Genomic DNA, 15,755 nt, shown 5'->3' on the forward strand with positions numbered 1-15,755 from the left:
AAGATCGCTCGGGCCGGTCCGGCCGGCGGCCCGTACGCTTGGTGACCGTGAGCCCCCGTCGCAACCGGCCCCGCCGGGAAGAAGACCCCGGCCTGGACGCCGAGCGTGCCCGCCACGGCGTACCGACAGTGCAGCAGTGGCGCGACGGCGACTGGCAGGTACGCGCGATCAGCGGCGGCGCATCGGTCAAGACGTACCGTTGTCCCGGCTGTGACCAGGAGATCCGGCCGGGCGTGGCGCACCTGGTGGCCTGGCCGGCCGACGACCGGGGCGACCTGACCGACCGCCGGCACTGGCACTCCGGCTGCTGGCGGGCCCGGGACCGGCGCGGCCCGAACCTCCAGCGCGGCCGGGGCGCCCCGCGCTACGGCTGAGCGATCTGGATCACCCGGTTCCCGTCCCACTGGGCGGCCGGGCCGCCGACGCGGGAGACTGGCAGGCGTGAGCACTCCGATTCGCGCGTCGTCGATCCTGCCCGGCCGCCGGGAGGACATCGAGCTGCACACCGCCGACGGGCTGACGCTCGTCGGTGAGCTGGCCCGGCCGCTGGAGGGTGAGCCGTCCGCCACCCTGGTCTGCCTGCACCCGCTGCCCACCCACGGCGGGATGATGGACAGCCACGTGTTCCGCAAGGCGGCCTGGCGGCTGCCCGCGCTGGCCGGCCTGGCCGTGCTCCGGTTCAACACCCGGGGCACCAGCAGCGTCCGCGGCACCAGCGAGGGCGCCTTCGACGGCGCCGTCGGCGAGAAGTTCGACGTGGCCGCCGCGATCGAGTACGCCGAGTTCCACGAACTGCCGAACATCTGGCTGGTCGGGTGGTCGTTCGGTACCGACCTGGCGCTGAAGTACGGCTGCGACCCGGCGGTGGCCGGCGCGATCCTGCTCTCCCCGCCGCTGCGCTACTCCGCCCCGGAGGACCTGGCGGTCTGGGCCGAGACGGGCAAGCCGCTCACCGCGCTGGTCCCCGAGTTCGACGACTACCTGCGGCCGGAGGAGGCCGGGCAGCGGTTCGCCGCCGTCCCGCAGGCCGAGGTGGTCGGCGTGGACGGCGCCAAGCACCTCTGGGTCGGCGACGCGGAGAAGGTGCTGGACGAGATCGTCCGGCGGGTCGCCCCGGGCGTACCGCTGCCGCTGCCCACCACCTGGGACGGCCCGATGGAGACCGGCGACGTCAGCGCGTACGCGGACCGCACTGTCGCCGCGTTCGCCGACACCCCGGTGCCCGGCCCGGCCCAGCGGCGCGCCGAGTAACGGCTCAGCGGGCGTCCTGGCGGGGTAGCACCACCTCGCGCAGGATCAGCTGCAACGCGGCCACCGTGGGAATCGCGATGAGCGCGCCCACCACGCCCAGCAGCGCCACCCCGAGCAGCGCGGCCAGCAACGCGGCCACCTCGTTCACCGAGACCGCCCGACGCATGATCTTCGGGTAGATCAGGTAGTTCTCCACCTGCTGGTAGACCACGAAGAACACCAGGCAGGCGATGCCCACCGGCAGGTCGGTGGCGAGCCCGACGAGCGTCACCACCACCGCGCCCAGCGTCGCGCCGATCTGCGGGATCAGGTCGGTCACCGCGACCACCACGGCCAGGGCGAACGGGTACGGCAGGCCGACCGCCAGCGCGAACACGAACGTGCTGACCCCGGCCAGCACCGCGATGGCGAGCGCGCCCACCATGTACGCGCCGACCCGGGTCAGGATCTCGTCGCCGATCAGCCGGACCCGCTCCCGGCGCGAGCGCGGCACCAGCGCGTACCCGAGTTCGCGCAGCCGGTCGAAGTACGCCAGGAAGTAGATCGTCAGCACCAGCACGGTGAGCAGGCGGAAGAGCGTCCCGAAGATCAGTTGCGCGCCGCCGAGCACCCCGCCGAGCGCCCGCCCGACGTTGTCCGCGTTCGCCGCCGCCTGGACCCGCTCCATCACGTCGTAGCGGATCACCAGATCGTTGACAGTGGGGTTGCGGCGCAGCTCCTCGACGTACCCGGGTAGCTGCTGGATGAACTGGCCGGACTGGGTCACCACCGGCGGCACCAGCGCCAGCAGCCCGGCGACGATCAGCAGCAGCAGGGTGAGTGTCACGACCGCCACCGCCAGCCCGCGCGGCAGGCCCCAGTTGCGCAGCCGGACCACCGCCGGGTGCAGGCCGACCGCGAGGAACAGCGCGATCACCACGAGCACCAGGATGCCGGCCGCGTTCCGCACGCCCAGGAACAGCGCGTACGCCAGCAGCACGCCGAGCGCGCCGGTGAAGCCGATCAGGAAGGCGCTGCGCCGTAGCGGGCGCCCCGGCACGCCGAACCGGCCGCTCGGCTCGAACTCGGCCGGCTCGACGTCGGTCGGCCGCTCGCTGTCCGTGTCCGTGCCGGCTCGCGGGTTGCCGACGGCGGTCGTGGCGTCGCGCGCGGGTTCCGCCTCGCCGGTGGGGTTCACGGCCGCCGCCTCGTCATCAGGGGCGGCGGAGACCTCCTGCGACACCCGTGCCTCCCGGCTTCCGCGCTGCCGGCTCGCCCGCCGGTGCCGTCCACGGCCGACGCGCGGCCCTCTGCCCGCAGGGTAGTCCTCGCCGTCCGCCCCGACCATCCCACCACCGCTTCCGGCCGGGCCGTCCCGCCGGGTGCGGCGGGTGGGTCAGTCCTTGTCGACCGTCACCGTGCTGGGCTTGGCGCTGCGCTCGTCGGTGGTCGGCTTGGTCGGGCGCTTGCCGTTCTCACCGGTGCTGGTGATCTTCGTGGGGGTGGCGCCCCGCCCGCCCTCACCCGGCACGGCGGCAACAGTGGGCTCGCCGTCGACGCCCGCCCCGCCGGGGGAGTCCATCGTGGTCACCGGCTCGCCGACCGGCTTCGCCTTGCCTGCCTCGGCGGGCTCGCCGTCACCAGTGGCCGGCCCGGCGCCGTTGGGGACCGCGGTGGCGGTGCCCTTCGCGGCCACCGGTGCACCTCCACCGGCCGGGGTGTCGCCGGCGCTCTCCGCGCCGCTGGTGACCAACGTGCCCTCGGCGGCCGGCGTGCCGTCGTCCGTGGACCGGCCGGTGGAGGCGGCGGCGAGGTCGTCCGGGTCGACCGGGGTGGCCGTGATGCCGGCCGAGTCGGCGTCGCGCCGCAGGTCCGCGAGCTGCCGCTGCAGGTCGTCGGACTCCTGCCGCGACTTCCACGTCTCGGTACGCAGGTCGGCCAGCTCCTGCTGCGCCTTGGCGATCTCCAGCATCACACCGGCGAGCTGCTGCCGGCCGGCGGCCACCTCCTGCTGGGTCGCGGCCAGGTGCTGCTGCGTCGTGGCGAGGTGCTGCTGGGTGGTGGCCGCGTACTCCTCGAACTGGCGGCGCGAGGCCGCGACGTGCTCGTCGGCCTTGCGGCGCTGCGCGCCGGCGTCCGCCTCGGCCCGGCGCAGCAGCTCGGCGGCCTCCAGCTCGGCCTGCTGCCGCATGCTCAGCGCGTCGGCCTCGGCGGCCTGCCGGACGTCGGCGGCGGTGCGCTCGATCTCGTCGCGGCGCGTGGTGTACGCCTGTTCCAGCTCCTCCTGCCGCTTGGCATGCTGCTTGTTCAACTCGTCGCGGCGCTTGGCGAACTCCTGCTCGGCGGCAGCCCGGCGCTGGGCCAGCTCCTTCTCGGCGCTGTCCCGCCGCTCGGCGACCTCCTTCTCCACCCCGGCCCGCCAGGCGCCCAGCTCCTGCTGGGTCTGGGCGCGGGACTGCTGCACGTACGCCTCGGTCTCGGTGCGCATGCGCTGCACGTACGCCTCGACCTCGGCGCGGTTGCGCTTGCCGGCCTCGGCGGCCTCGGTGGTGAGCCGGTTGGCCTCGGTGCGGGCCCGGCCGCGGGTGGCCTTGGCCGCCTCCTCCGCGTCGTCCACGATCTTCTTGGCCTCGGCGAGCGCCTTGGCGTGCGTGGCCCGGCCGGCCTCGGCGGCGGCGTCGGTGAGCCGCTTGGCCTCCTGCTGGCCCTTGGCGTGCACCTCCTTGGCCGCCTCGCGGAGCTGGTTCGCCTCCTGCTGGGCCTTCGCCAGCGCCTCCTTGGCCGTCTCGCGCAGCCGGGCGGCCTCCTGCTGTGCCCGGGAGTGGATCTCCTTGGCGGTGTCGCGGAGCTGGGTGGCCTCCTGCTGGGCCTTCGCCAGCGCGTCCTGGGCGGTCCGGCGCAGCTTCTCCGCCTCGTCCCGGGCGGCGGCGCGCATTTTCTCCGACTCGTCCTGCGCGCTCTTGCGCAGCGTCGCCGACTCGTCCTTCGCGGCCTTCAGCGTGGCCTCGGCCTCGGCCTTGCGGGCGGCGGTGTGCCGCTCCTCCTCGCTCCGGCGGGCGGCCAGCGCGATCTCGAAGTCCTTCAGCGCCTGGGCGGCCTGCTCCCGGGCCTCCTCGACGATGTGCTCGGCGGCGGCCCGGCGGGCCTCGATCTCCTCGTTGGCGGCGGCGAGGATGTCGTCGGCCTGCTCCTCGGCCATGGTGAGGATCTGCTCGACACGCGGGCCCAGGTGCCGGAACGACGCCCGGTCCACCACCGCCGCCTGCTTGCGCACCTGGGCCAGGTCGCGCTGGAGCACCTCGACCTGACCGGCCAGCTTGTGGATCTGCGTGTACGCCTGTTCCCGCTCGGTCGTCAGCGCCGCGATCTCGTGCTCCGCGCGAGCGACGTAGCGGTCGACCTGCCGTTTCTCGTACCCCCGCAGGGCGGACTCGAAGCTGGGCTCCGTCGTCACGTCCCCGCCGAGCGCGAACAGTTCCTCGCCGTGCGACATGACCCCATCCTCACACGCATCCGGCTCTGCTGGGGCGATACGGACGCCCCTTCTGGGAGCTACTTCACCCTCCCGGCGAAACGGGCCCGCACAGCATGACGGCGCGAGGCGACACCGGTCACCCGGTGTCACCCCGCGCCGTGGCTCATGCCCCCGACAGCGGGTGTAACGGTCAGCCGGCCGACTCGGCCGTCACCTTCTGCCCGGAGGCGTCGGCCTTCGGGGTGTCGCCCTTGCCGCCGGCCGGCACGCCCGGCACGATGCCGGCCAGGCCGGACAGCATCTGCCCGAGCTGCGAGGTGACCGCGTCCTTCTGGCGGGTGAGGTCCTCGACCTCGCGGCGGGCCGCCTGCGTGGTCAGCTCGGCCTCGGTACGGGCCTCGTTGAGCACCCGCTGCGCCTCGGCGCGCGCCTCGTTGAGCGTCTTGTCGGCCAGCGCCTTGGCCTTGTCGACGGTCTCGTTGGCGGTGCGCTCGGACTCGACCCGGCGGGCCTCGGCCCGCTGCTCGATCTCCTTGGCCCGCTCCTGCGCGGCGCGGGCGCGCTGCTCGGCCTCGTTCACCAGCTTCTGGGTCTGCGCGACCTGGGCGGCGTGCCGCTCCGACTCCTCGCGCTCGGCCTTCTCCCGCCGCTCGGCGAGCTGGAGCTCCAGCGCCTGCAGGTCCTTGTCGCGCTTGTCGCGCGCGTCGGTGAGCAGCTTGGTCGCCTCGGCGCGCTTCTCCTCGGCCTCCCGGGCGGCCTTGGCCCGCTGCTGGGTGATCTCCCGCTCGGCGGTGGCGCGCAGCGTGGCGACCTCGCGCTCGACAGTCGACTTCAGCTCGGCCACCTCGTGCGCGGTGACCGTACGCAGCTGCTTGGTCTCGCGGTCGGCGTCGGCGCGCAGCGTGTCGGCCTCGCGGCGGGCCTGCACCCGGACCTCGGCGGCCTCGCGCTCGGCGGCGGTACGGACGCTGCCGGCCTCGCGCTCGGCGGTCGCCTTCATGGCGGCGGCCTCGGCGCGGGCCTTGTCGGTGATCTCACGCGCCTCGAGGCGGGCGGCGGAGAGGATGCCCTCCGACTCGCGCTTGGCCTCGTTGCGGTGGTCGTTGGCCTGCTCCTCGGCCAGCCGCAGGATCTGCTCGACGCGAGTGCCCAGGCCGGACAGGGTCGGCCGGCTGTTCTCCTCGAGCTGCTTGTTGGTCTCGGTGAGCTTCTGCTCGAGCGCGCTCTGGCGCTGCTCGGCCTGCCGCAGCCGGCGCTGAGCGTCGTTCATCCGCTGCTCGGCCTCGGCGCGGGCCTGCTCGGACTGGCTCAGGGCGGCGGTGAGGCGGCCGATGAAGTCGTCCACCTGGTTGGTGTTGTAACCGCGCAGGCCAACGGTGAAATCGGGCTGTGAGTTCGCGTTATCGAAGAACGCAAGAGGGGAGGACTGCTGCTGGGGCATTGGGACATACTGGCAGACGCCCCAGGGTGGTTCGCAAGAGCGGTCGGCACCTTTCGCGTCCTGTTTACATGGTCAACTCGGCCGCCCGGCGGGACCGGACCAATAGGCGATCTTGGCAGCTCCCGGGCGGGTCGGGCGGGTCGGGCTTCTGCGGGGAAGGCGGCGCGAAAAGGGCCGCGGGTTCGACACCCACGGCCCTTTGTGCGTACGCCGGTCGAATGGCGCCCGGGTCGGCCGGAAAGGCAATCCGGGACGACCGTACGGTCAGTGACCGCGGAAGCGGTTGATCGCGCTTTCGTGCCGCGCGCGCATCTCGGTGTCCCGGACGCCCAGTCCGTCGGCGGGGGCGAGGCACCGCACGCCGACCTTGCCCTGGTGCGCGTTGCGGTGCACCTCGTACGCGGCCTGGCCGGTCTGCTCCAGCGCGTACGTCTTCGACACGGTCGGGTGCACCTTGCCGAGCGCGACCAGCCGGTTGGCCTGCCACGCCTCGTGGTAGTTGGCGAAGTGGCTGCCGACGATCCGCTTGAGGTGCATCCACAGGTAGCGGTTGTCGTACTGGTGCATGTAGCCGCTGGTGGAGGCGCAGGTGACGATCGTGCCGCCCTTCTTGGCGACGTAGACGCTGGCGCCGAACGTCTCCCGGCCCGGGTGCTCGAAGACGATGTCCGGGTCCTCGCCGCCGGTCAGCTCGCGGATGCGCTCACCGAAGCGGCGCCACTCGTCCTGGTCCTGGGTCTGCTCGTCGGACCAGAACTTGAACCCCTCGGCGGTGCGGTCGATGACCAGCTCGGCGCCCATCTTGCGGCACAGCTCGGCCTTCTCCGGCGAGGAGACCACGCAGACCGGGATGGCGCCGCCGTTGAGCGCCATCTGGGTGGCGTACCCGCCGAGGCCGCCGGACGCGCCCCAGATCAGCACCACGTCGCCCTGCTTCATGTTCGCGCCGTGGTGCGAGACGAGCTGCCGGTACGCGGTGGAGTTGACCAGCCCCGGGCTGGCCGCCTCCTCCCAGCTCAGGTGGCGCGGCTTCGGCATCAGCTGGTTGGCCTTGACGATCGCCAGCTCGGCGAGGCCGCCGAAGTTGGTCTCGAAGCCCCAGATCCGCTGCTGCGGGTCGAGCATCGTGTCGTCGTGACCGGCGGAGTCCTCCAGCTCGACCGACAGGCAGTGCGCGACCACCTCGTCGCCGGCCTTCCACTTGGTCACGCCCGGGCCGGTGCGCAGCACGACTCCGGCGGCGTCCGAGCCGACCACGTGGTACGGCAGGTCGTGGCGGCGGGTCAGCTCGGAGAGCCGGCCGTAGCGCTGGAGGAACTTGAACGTGGGCAGCGGCTCGAAGATGCTCGTCCACACCGTGTTGTAGTTGATCGCGCTGGCCATCACCGCGACGAGCGCCTCACCCGGGCCCAGCTCGGGGGTGGGCACCTCCTGCACGTGCAGCGCCTTGCGCGGGTCCTTGTCGCGGGTGGCCATGCCCTCGAACATGCGGGTGTCCTCGGCGCGCACCACCACGCCCCGGTAGCTCTCCGGCACGGGCAGGCCGGCGAGCCCGGCGAGCTCCCGCTCCGGCTGCGACGAACCCTCCGCCGCCATGATCGCTTCGAGGATGTCCTGCACGGTGACCTCCCGTTTGTCCGCACCCGCACACCGCGGGCAGGGGTGCTGCCATCGTCGGCGCCGGTGCGACGGGACCGCCATGTCGGCAATCGACACATTCGGCACCGGTCGCCGCTGCTGTTCGGGCGGACGTTACTTAACGGTAGCTAAAGCAGGAACCCCTCTGTGAAAAACTGCATCGGCCGATGCGTGGAGGTGTACGTGGGAACGTGCAAGCGCGCACTGCCGCGCGCGTTCCCACTTGTTAGGAAGGGCCCCTTCTTAACAGACGTCTGTTAAGAAGGGGCCCTTCCTTGCGCGTCAGGCGGGCTGGACCAGCTCGATCAGCACGCCACCGGCGTCCTTCGGGTGCACGAAGTTGACCCGGGAGTTCGACGTGCCGCGCCGCGGAGCGTCGTAGAGCAGCCGCACGCCACGCTCGCGCAGCGCCGCGCAGGCCACGTCGATGTCCGCCACCGTGTACGCGACCTGCTGGATGCCGGGACCGCGCTTGTCCAGGAACTTGCCGATCGTGGTGTCCGGGGACAGCGGCGCGAGCAGCTGCACCATGCCGCCGGACGCGTCCGGCCCGACCGCCAGCATCGCTTCGCGTACGCCCTGCTCCTCGTTCGTCTCGGTGTGCACGCAGCGCATGCCGAAGGCGCGCTGGTAGAAGTCGATCGCGGCGTCCAGGTCGCCGACGGCGATCCCGACGTGGTCGATGCGGCGCAGCCCGATGTCTGTGACAAACTCGGCAGCGGGCTCGACGGGGGAGTTCTCAGCCATGACGCTAGTCTGACCGAACAATCGTTAAGGCGTACAGGTCGGCACCCCCTCGGAGGCAGGCAATGGCTTCGGTGATCGTCAGCGGCGCGCGGACCCCGATGGGGCGCCTGCTGGGCAACCTCAAGGACCTCCCCGCGACCAGGCTCGGTGGCATCGCGATCAAGGCGGCGCTGGAGCGCGCCGGCGTCGCGCCCGAGCAGGTCCAGTACGTGATCATGGGGCAGGTGCTCCAGGCCGGCGCCGGGCAGATCCCGGCCCGGCAGGCCGCCGTCGAGGCCGGCATCCCGATGTCCACCCCGGCGCTGACCATCAACAAGGTCTGCCTCTCCGGGCTGGACGCGATCGCGCTGGCCGACCAGCTCATCCGGGCCGGCGAGTTCGACGTCGTGGTGGCCGGCGGCATGGAGTCGATGACCAACGCCCCGCACCTGCTGCTCGGCCAGCGCTCGGGCTACAAGTACGGCGACGTGGCGGTCAAGGACCACATGGCGCTGGACGGCCTCACCGACGCCTGGGACTGCTGCTCGATGGGCGAGTCCACCGAGCGGCACGGCGCGAAGCACGGCATCACCCGCGAGGAGCAGGACGCGTTCGCCGCGGCCAGCCACCAGCGCGCCGCCGCCGCGCAGAAGAACGGCCACTTCGCCGACGAGATCACCCCGGTGGTCATCCCGCAGCGCAAGGGCGAGCCGCTGGTGATCAGCGAGGACGAGGGCATCCGGCCGGACACCACCGCCGAGTCGCTCGGGAAGCTGCGCCCCGCCTTCACCAAGGACGGGACCATCACCGCCGGCAGCTCCTCGCCGATCTCCGACGGCGCCGCCGCGGTCGTGGTGATGAGCAAGGCCAAGGCCAAGGAGCTGGGGCTCACCTGGCTGGCCGAGATCGGCGCCCACGGCAACGTGGCCGGCCCGGACAACTCCCTGCACTCGCAGCCGTCCAACGCGATCAACCACGCCCTGAAGAAGGGCGGCCTGAGCATCGACGACCTCGACCTCATCGAGATCAACGAGGCGTTCGCGGCGGTCGGCATCCAGTCCGCCCGTGACCTCGGCGTCGATGCCGACAAGGTGAACGTCAACGGCGGCGCGATCGCGCTCGGCCACCCGATCGGCATGTCCGGCGCCCGGCTCGTGCTCACGCTGGCGATGGAGCTGAAGCGCCGGGGCGGTGGCACCGGCGCGGCGGCGCTCTGCGGCGGTGGCGGGCAGGGCGACGCGCTGATCATCCACGTGCCGACCGGTGACGAGAGCTGATAGCTGATACCTGTGAGTGACGTACAGAACGCCCCGGCGGCGGCCACCGGCCCGGTGCGCCGCAGCCGGGACGTACCCATGCTTGTCGAGCGGGCCCGCGCGGGCGACCCCCGCGCGGTGGCCCGGCTGATCACCCTGGTCGAGTCCGGCGACGAGGTGCTGCCGCAGGTCGCGGCGGCGCTCGCGCCGTACGCCGGGCAGGCCCAGGTCGTCGGCCTGACCGGCTCGCCCGGGGTGGGCAAGTCGACCACCACGAACGAGCTGGTCCGGGCGTTGCGGGCGCGCGGTCACCGGGTCGGCGTGCTGGCGATCGACCCGTCCAGCCCGTTCACCGGCGGCGCCATCCTCGGCGACCGGGTCCGGATGCAGGACCACGCGACCGACCCGGGCGTCTACATCCGCTCGATGTCCAGCCGGGGCCACCTGGGCGGGCTCTCCGCGGCCACGCCGCAGGCGGTGCGGGTGCTGGAGGGCGCGGGCTGCGACGTGGTGCTGGTCGAGACCGTCGGCGTCGGGCAGGCCGAGGTGGAGGTGGCCTCGCTCGCCGACACCACGCTGGTGCTGCTCGCGCCGGGCATGGGTGACGCGATCCAGGCGGTGAAGGCCGGCATCCTGGAGATCGCCGACGTCTTCGTGGTCAACAAGGCCGACCGGGACGGCGCCGACGCCACGGTCCGCGACATCCAGGGCATGATCGCGCTCGGCGAGCGCGGGCCGGGGGAGTGGCGTCCGCAGGTGGTGCGCTCGATCGCCGCCCGCGCCGAGGGCATCGACGACATCGCCGCCGCGATCGACAAGCACCGCGACTGGCTGGAGCGCCACGGCGAGCTGCGCCGCCGCCGGGAGACGCGGGCCGCCGCCGAGATCGAGGCGATCGCGCTGGGCGTCCTGCGCGCGCGGATCGGCTCGCTGCGCGACGGTACGCAGCTCCCGACGCTCGCCGCCAAGGTGGCCGAGGGCGCCATCGACCCGTACGCGGCGGCCGACGAGCTGCTGGCCCAGCTAGGCTCCTGACCCGCCCCCGCCCCACCCCACAACCCCCGCGATCTTGCAGTTGCGGCCCCGGGAGCGCCTGCTTCGCGGCTTCTGTCGGGGCCGCAACTCCATGATCGACGGTCGATGTACGCTCCCCCGGACGAGGGAGGGTGGGGCGCGTGGAGCACGACGCTACTCAGGAACTGCCGGTGACATCTGGCGTGGTCGCGGGCGGGAGCACTTCGGTGTCGGACGAGGTGGTCGAGAAGATCGCGGTGGCCGCCGCGAAGTCGGTGCCCGGGGTGGCCGAGCTGGGCGGCGACATCGCCCGCTTCTTCAACGCCGTGCTGGACCGGGTCGGGCTGGACCAGGTCGGGGACGCGCGGCGCGGCTGCTCGGCGCACGTCACCGACGGGTCGGCAGTGGTCAACCTCGTCCTCGTGATCGACGCCGGCCACCCGGTGCCGCAGGTGACGAACGAGGTGCGGGCCGCTGTGGCGTCCGCGATCGAGGCGTACGGACTGCGCGCCGCCGAGATCAACATCCGGGTCGACGACGTGGCGATGGGTACGCCCACCGTCTGACGAGCGCCGCCCGGCTCAGTCGTGTGCCGGGCGGGTCAGCTCCACCTCGTCGCCCGGCAGCAACTCCACGTCGCCCTCCGGGCCGTGGATCTCGAGCACCGGTACGCCCTCGTCCAGCAGCATGTTCCGGCGCTCGGCACCGGTAGGCATCCGCGCGACGACTCTCGCGCCCGCGGGCAGCTCCACCTGCCTGCGTTGCGGCGTCTCCCGGACCCGCGTGCCGAGCGGACGGCTGGTGGTGACGAGCCCTTCCGATCGCAGCAGCGAAATCGCCATCCGGACCGCGTCGCGGCCGATCTGGTGTTCCTGGCTGAGCCGCGACTCGCTGCCGACGCTCGCCCCGGGCGGCAGCGCGCCCGATTCGATCTGCTCCCGGATCAGGTCGGCGAGCTGGACGTAGACCGGCGTGTGCGAGCGCGGATCGATGGTCATGACGTAAGCCTTGTGCCCCGATAGATCTGATCCATCAAGGCTTTATGGCAATGATGGATTGTAGCCATGTTGGATTCTTGCTATGGTCGGAGCGTGTTCGCGCGGTAACCGGCGGACATGGCTCCTTCGAGTGCGCTCAATCTCGACTGCCCCGGTGCCGTACCGCGAAGTGACGCTGCGGTGGCGGGGCGGGCGGGTCCGCCCGTGCGCGGCGGGCGGGTGGTCCCGCCCTTCCAGTCCCTTCGACCACGAGAGGCAGGCGTTCGTGCGGTGGAGCATCCGGTGGCCCGGTCGGCGCGCGCGAGCCGGTCGCGGCACCACCCAGCCGGGCTGCTACCGGGCGGCCAACTACACGCCGTTGCGCCCCTGGCAGGTGCGGGAACGGCGGTTCCGGACGACGCGGCTGGGCCGGCGCGGGCTCGACCCGGCCGACGTGCACGAGTTCCTAGACCGGGTGGCGCTCGACCTGGCCGACGTCTACCGGGCGCTCGGCGTCAGCCGGGAGGAGACCGCGCGGGTCCGGGACGCGCTGCGGCGCTGGCAGTCCGAGCAGGCGCAGATGCGGATGAACGCGGGAGCGTACCGTCGATGAGTCCCCGCGAGCGGTTCGTCATCCACCTGCCGGTCGTCGCCGGTGACCTGGCCGGCGCCGTACGCCTGGCCCGGGTCGTGGCCCGCTGGTCGGGCGTGCTCGCCCAGGCCGACCCGGGCGAGACCACCGTCTCGGCCGAGGACGAGCAGGGCGTACGCCATCGGGTCTTCTGTGATCTGCGGATGGGCGACGGCCGGCGCTGCCTGCTGCGGGCCGACCACGACGGCCCGTGCGCCCGCCGGCCGCTCCGGTGACCCGCCGCCCGGCCTGCGCACTCGTCGCGACGGGCGGGGGCTGACCGCCGCACGGGTCGATGCACCGTACCGTTGTTCCCAGCGGCGCGAGGCCGCCGTGCGTCGGGAGGTTCGCCATGCCGAAGGGTGTCTCGTTCGCTCCAGTGCGAACCGTGAGGGCGTACGAGGGGATCGTCCGGCAGGTCGAGGAGCGGATCGCCGCCGGGGTTCTGCGGCCGGGGGACCGGCTGCCGAGCGAGCGCGAACTGACGACGCAGTTCGACGTCAGCCGGTCCACTGTGCGTGAGGCGCTGCGCGTGCTGGAGAGCAGCGGCCTGATCCGTTCGCGTCCCGGTGACCCGCTCGGGCCGCAGGTGATCGCCTCGACGGCCTCGGCGATGCGCAAGCTGTTCGCCCGGGTCGTGGACAGCCGGCGGCTCGGCGTGGCGGAGTTGCTCCAGTTCCGGATGATCATCGAGTCGGCGGCCGGTTCCGTCGCCGCCCGGATGGCGTCACCGTCCGAGCTGGACGAACTGGAGCAGGCGTTGGCGGGCATGCGGGACGCGGTGGCCGACGGCTACGAGGCGTTCAGCGCGGCCGACGTGCGCTTCCACGAGCACGTCGCCCGGCTGTCCGGGAACGAATTGCTCGTGCTCTGCCTCGACGCGGTCCGGAGCATGGTGCTGGACCTGATCTCCACCAAGCTCGCCGAGGCGCCGGACCGCGAGGCCCTGATGGAGCGCACCCTGGCCCACCACCGCCGCGTTCTCGACGCGATGCGCGCCGGTGAGGCCGACGAGGTCACCCGGCTGACCCGCGAGGAACTGCACCGCTACTACGCCGAGTACGTGCCGGAGGCGCGCCGCTCGATGGTGGACGTATTGCTCTGAATCCGCCTGATGTGGCCTGACCTCGGATTATGAGAGTCGGCCATCAGCTGAGCAGGCTCTTCCCTTCAACTGGTCTGACCAGTAGCCTCCCCCACATCACCGTCGTGTACACGGGGGACTCCGCAGTTGACCAATGCCGCGACCGTCCCAAGCTGGGCGGTAGTCGCAGTGCTTCGCATGGGAGAAGCTCCATGAAGTCGTCCAGATTTGCCGCGCTCGCCGCGGCTGCCCTGGTCTGTCCGGGCATCGTGCTCGTCAGCGGGTCGCCCGCTGCGGCCAACCCCGCCGTCGGCGCGCCGGGCGCCCACAACGCCATCACCGACGTTCCCGGCATCCAGGTCGGCCAGGTCCAGTCCGACACCGCCCCGTACCTGACCGGCACCTCGGTCGTGTACATGCCGCAGATGTCTGTGGCGAGTGTGGACCAGCGTGGCGGCGCCCCCGCCACCAAGGAGACCGACCTGCTCAGCCCGCTCAACTCGAACCCGGGCGTCAACGCGATCCAGCTCGGCGGTAGCAGCATGTACGGGCTGTCCGCCACCAACGGCATCATCCGCTGGCTGGAGGACCGCGGCGAGGGCGTACGCGTCGGCGCCGGCGGCGTGGCCCCGATCGTCCCGGCCGCGGACATCTTCGACCTCGGCCGCGGCGGTGACCCGAAGGCGCGCACCTCCGCCGAGTGGGGCTACCTCGCGGCGCAGGCCACTTCGGACGGTCCGGTCCGTCAGGGCGGCGTCGGCGGCGGCACCGGCGCCCGTGGCGGCGGCCTGCGCGGCGGCGTCGGCACCGCCAGCGTCCACCTCGGCGACGGCATCTACGTCGGCGCGATGGTGATCGTCAACCCGGCCGGCTCCCCGGTCGACCCGGCCGACTGCACCCTGTACGGCGTCAAGTTCGGCATCGGCAACGAGTTCGCCGGCTACAAGGCTCCGAAGAAGCAGGAGTGCAACCCGCCGAGCACCGCCGCGCAGCAGCCGGCGAACACCACGATCGCCGTGGTCGCCACCAACGCGCCGCTCGAGAAGGCCGCTGCCCAGCGGATGTCCGGCAACGCGCACGACGGCATGGCCCGCGCGATCAGCCCCATCCACACCCTGGGCGACGGTGACACCGTCTTCGCCGTCTCCACCGGCAAGGGCGAGGCGCTGCAGATCAACGACCCGGCCGACACCCGTCAGCTGAACGCCATCTTCAACGCCGGCGCCAGCACGCTGGCCCGTGCCATCGCCAAGGCCGTTCTCTCGTCCGAGAGCATCGGCAACACCACCAGCTACTGCGACCGCTACCCCTCGGCCTGCAAGGGCATGAAGCAGCTCAAGCAGTGGCGTACCCAGGGCAACGCCCCGGACGTGACCCCGGAGACCTTCGCCCAGGCCACGCAGGCGCTGGCGCAGACCCCGGTCCCCGCGCCGGCCGGTGCCGACAACGGCAAGCCCAAGCCCAAGCCGAAGGCCGCTCCGGCGAGCAACACCACGCAGCAGGAGTCGCAGAACGGCATGGTCCTCGCCTCCGACAACACCGGCGGTCCCACGCTCTCCACGGGCGTGACCACGGGCCTGCTGGCCGCCGGCATCCTGGGCGTCGGCCTGCTGGGCATGCACCTGCGGGGTCGCCGCCGGGGGCAGGCTTCCGACCAGCTCGCCTGACACGCGCGCCGTCTCACCCTCGCGCCGGTAGCTAGGCGCGTGTGAACGATCGAGGCGGGTTCCGTCCACTCCGGACGGGACCCGCCTCGCTGCGTTCCTCACCCCACCCGCCCCGCGCGGCGCGCCCGGCGTGCGCCCGGCGTGCGCCTTGCCGATCTTGGACTTGTGGTGGCTCACAAAAGTCGCCACTCGGGCATCCTGGGCGCCACAACTCCAAGATCGGCGGAGTGGGCCGTCACGGCCCGCGCACCTCGAAGCAGGGCAGATGCTGGGCGCGCCGGACGCAGCCGGCCAGGCGTGGGGAGCGTGCCGCCTCGGCGGGTTGCTGCGCAGCGCTGTCGCCGGACTCCAGGGCCGGGCGTACGCAGTTCAGCCCCGGCTCGGCGACGATCGTCGACGTCCCGCGTCCGGGCAACGCGAACCCGGCTCGGCGATGCTCGTGCCGGTGCCCCGGGCGTTGCCCTAGAGGCCGTCGGCCGGCCCGAGCCGCTGCCGGGCCAGCCGGTGTCGGGGCGACCCGAGGCACGCCTGCACCATCACCTCGACCTCCTCGCGGGTGCAGGCACACGTAGAAGGACCTGGTGGGCGGAGCCCACCAGGTCCTTCTGGGTCGTGG

The 15,755-nt window shown here is 72.6% G+C and carries 16 protein-coding genes; 10 read left to right on the forward strand and 6 right to left on the reverse strand.

Annotated features, from left to right (window positions below):
* The first annotated feature begins 41 nt into the window (after positions 1-41).
* Together DQE82_RS27435 and DQE82_RS27440 are read left to right on the forward strand one after the other, a co-directional pair.
* Complete coding sequence (locus tag DQE82_RS27435; protein WP_069087243.1) at positions 42-374, forward strand: hypothetical protein; 333 nt, start codon at positions 42-44, stop codon at positions 372-374.
* Positions 375-441: 67 nt separating this feature from the next.
* Positions 442-1,251, forward strand: a complete 810-nt coding sequence (locus DQE82_RS27440; protein WP_064447817.1) for an alpha/beta hydrolase — start codon at positions 442-444, stop codon at positions 1,249-1,251.
* Positions 1,252-1,255: 4 nt separating this feature from the next.
* Here the strand turns inward: DQE82_RS27440 and DQE82_RS27445 are convergent, their stop codons facing one another.
* From DQE82_RS27445 to mce, 5 genes are all read right to left on the reverse strand, one after another.
* The gene (locus DQE82_RS27445; protein ID WP_069087244.1) at positions 1,256-2,473 is read right to left on the reverse strand and encodes an AI-2E family transporter; all 1,218 of its coding nucleotides are present in this window, start codon (positions 2,471-2,473) and stop codon (positions 1,256-1,258) included.
* 153 nt (positions 2,474-2,626) lie between these two features.
* On the reverse strand, positions 2,627-4,723 hold the full coding sequence (locus tag DQE82_RS27450) for a hypothetical protein (RefSeq protein WP_113974623.1): 2,097 nt from the start codon (positions 4,721-4,723) through the stop codon (positions 2,627-2,629).
* Between the two features lie 172 nt (positions 4,724-4,895).
* A complete protein-coding gene (locus DQE82_RS27455; protein WP_043328731.1) occupies positions 4,896-6,146 on the reverse strand; it encodes a DivIVA domain-containing protein in 1,251 nt (416 codons plus the stop codon).
* A gap of 264 nt (positions 6,147-6,410) precedes the next feature.
* Entirely contained in the window at positions 6,411-7,766 is a 1,356-nt protein-coding gene (ccrA, locus tag DQE82_RS27460) for a crotonyl-CoA carboxylase/reductase (RefSeq protein ID WP_043328733.1), read from the reverse strand.
* Positions 7,767-8,066: 300 nt separating this feature from the next.
* The gene (gene mce, locus DQE82_RS27465; RefSeq protein WP_113974624.1) at positions 8,067-8,531 is read right to left on the reverse strand and encodes a methylmalonyl-CoA epimerase; all 465 of its coding nucleotides are present in this window, start codon (positions 8,529-8,531) and stop codon (positions 8,067-8,069) included.
* Between the two features lie 62 nt (positions 8,532-8,593).
* Between mce and DQE82_RS27470 the strand changes: the two genes are divergently transcribed.
* From DQE82_RS27470 to DQE82_RS27480, 3 genes are all read left to right on the forward strand, one after another.
* The gene (locus DQE82_RS27470) at positions 8,594-9,787 is read left to right on the forward strand and encodes an acetyl-CoA C-acetyltransferase (protein ID WP_030503877.1); all 1,194 of its coding nucleotides are present in this window, start codon (positions 8,594-8,596) and stop codon (positions 9,785-9,787) included.
* A 78-nt stretch (positions 9,788-9,865) separates the two neighbouring features.
* A complete protein-coding gene (gene meaB / locus DQE82_RS27475) occupies positions 9,866-10,801 on the forward strand; it encodes a methylmalonyl Co-A mutase-associated GTPase MeaB (RefSeq protein ID WP_240925857.1) in 936 nt (311 codons plus the stop codon).
* 206 nt (positions 10,802-11,007) lie between these two features.
* Complete coding sequence (locus tag DQE82_RS27480) at positions 11,008-11,346, forward strand: Asp23/Gls24 family envelope stress response protein (RefSeq protein WP_233514809.1); 339 nt, start codon at positions 11,008-11,010, stop codon at positions 11,344-11,346.
* Positions 11,347-11,361: 15 nt separating this feature from the next.
* Here the strand turns inward: DQE82_RS27480 and DQE82_RS27485 are convergent, their stop codons facing one another.
* Positions 11,362-11,778 carry a winged helix-turn-helix domain-containing protein gene (locus DQE82_RS27485; protein ID WP_113974626.1) on the reverse strand — a complete coding sequence of 139 codons (417 nt, stop codon included), beginning with the start codon at positions 11,776-11,778 and terminating at the stop codon, positions 11,362-11,364.
* Positions 11,779-12,043: 265 nt separating this feature from the next.
* Here DQE82_RS27485 and DQE82_RS27490 point away from each other — a divergent pair, with 265 nt between their 5' ends.
* The 5 genes from DQE82_RS27490 (at position 12,044) to DQE82_RS30595 (ending at position 15,605) form a co-directional block, all read left to right on the forward strand.
* Positions 12,044-12,370, forward strand: a complete 327-nt coding sequence (locus DQE82_RS27490; RefSeq protein WP_370446814.1) for a DivIVA domain-containing protein — start codon at positions 12,044-12,046, stop codon at positions 12,368-12,370.
* Complete coding sequence (locus tag DQE82_RS27495; protein ID WP_043328742.1) at positions 12,367-12,624, forward strand: hypothetical protein; 258 nt, start codon at positions 12,367-12,369, stop codon at positions 12,622-12,624. Before DQE82_RS27490 ends, DQE82_RS27495 begins: the two co-directional genes overlap by 4 nt.
* A gap of 152 nt (positions 12,625-12,776) precedes the next feature.
* Entirely contained in the window at positions 12,777-13,493 is a 717-nt protein-coding gene (locus DQE82_RS27500; protein WP_233514810.1) for a FadR/GntR family transcriptional regulator, read from the forward strand.
* 191 nt (positions 13,494-13,684) lie between these two features.
* The gene (locus DQE82_RS27505) at positions 13,685-15,139 is read left to right on the forward strand and encodes a P1 family peptidase (RefSeq protein WP_113974628.1); all 1,455 of its coding nucleotides are present in this window, start codon (positions 13,685-13,687) and stop codon (positions 15,137-15,139) included.
* Between the two features lie 265 nt (positions 15,140-15,404).
* Positions 15,405-15,605, forward strand: coding sequence for a hypothetical protein (locus tag DQE82_RS30595; protein ID WP_146074891.1), 201 nt, complete (start codon positions 15,405-15,407; stop codon positions 15,603-15,605).
* The last annotated feature ends 150 nt before the right edge of the window (positions 15,606-15,755 follow it).

Source organism: Micromonospora sp. LHW51205, assembly GCF_003315815.1.
Lineage (GTDB): Bacteria > Actinomycetota > Actinomycetes > Mycobacteriales > Micromonosporaceae > Micromonospora > Micromonospora chalcea.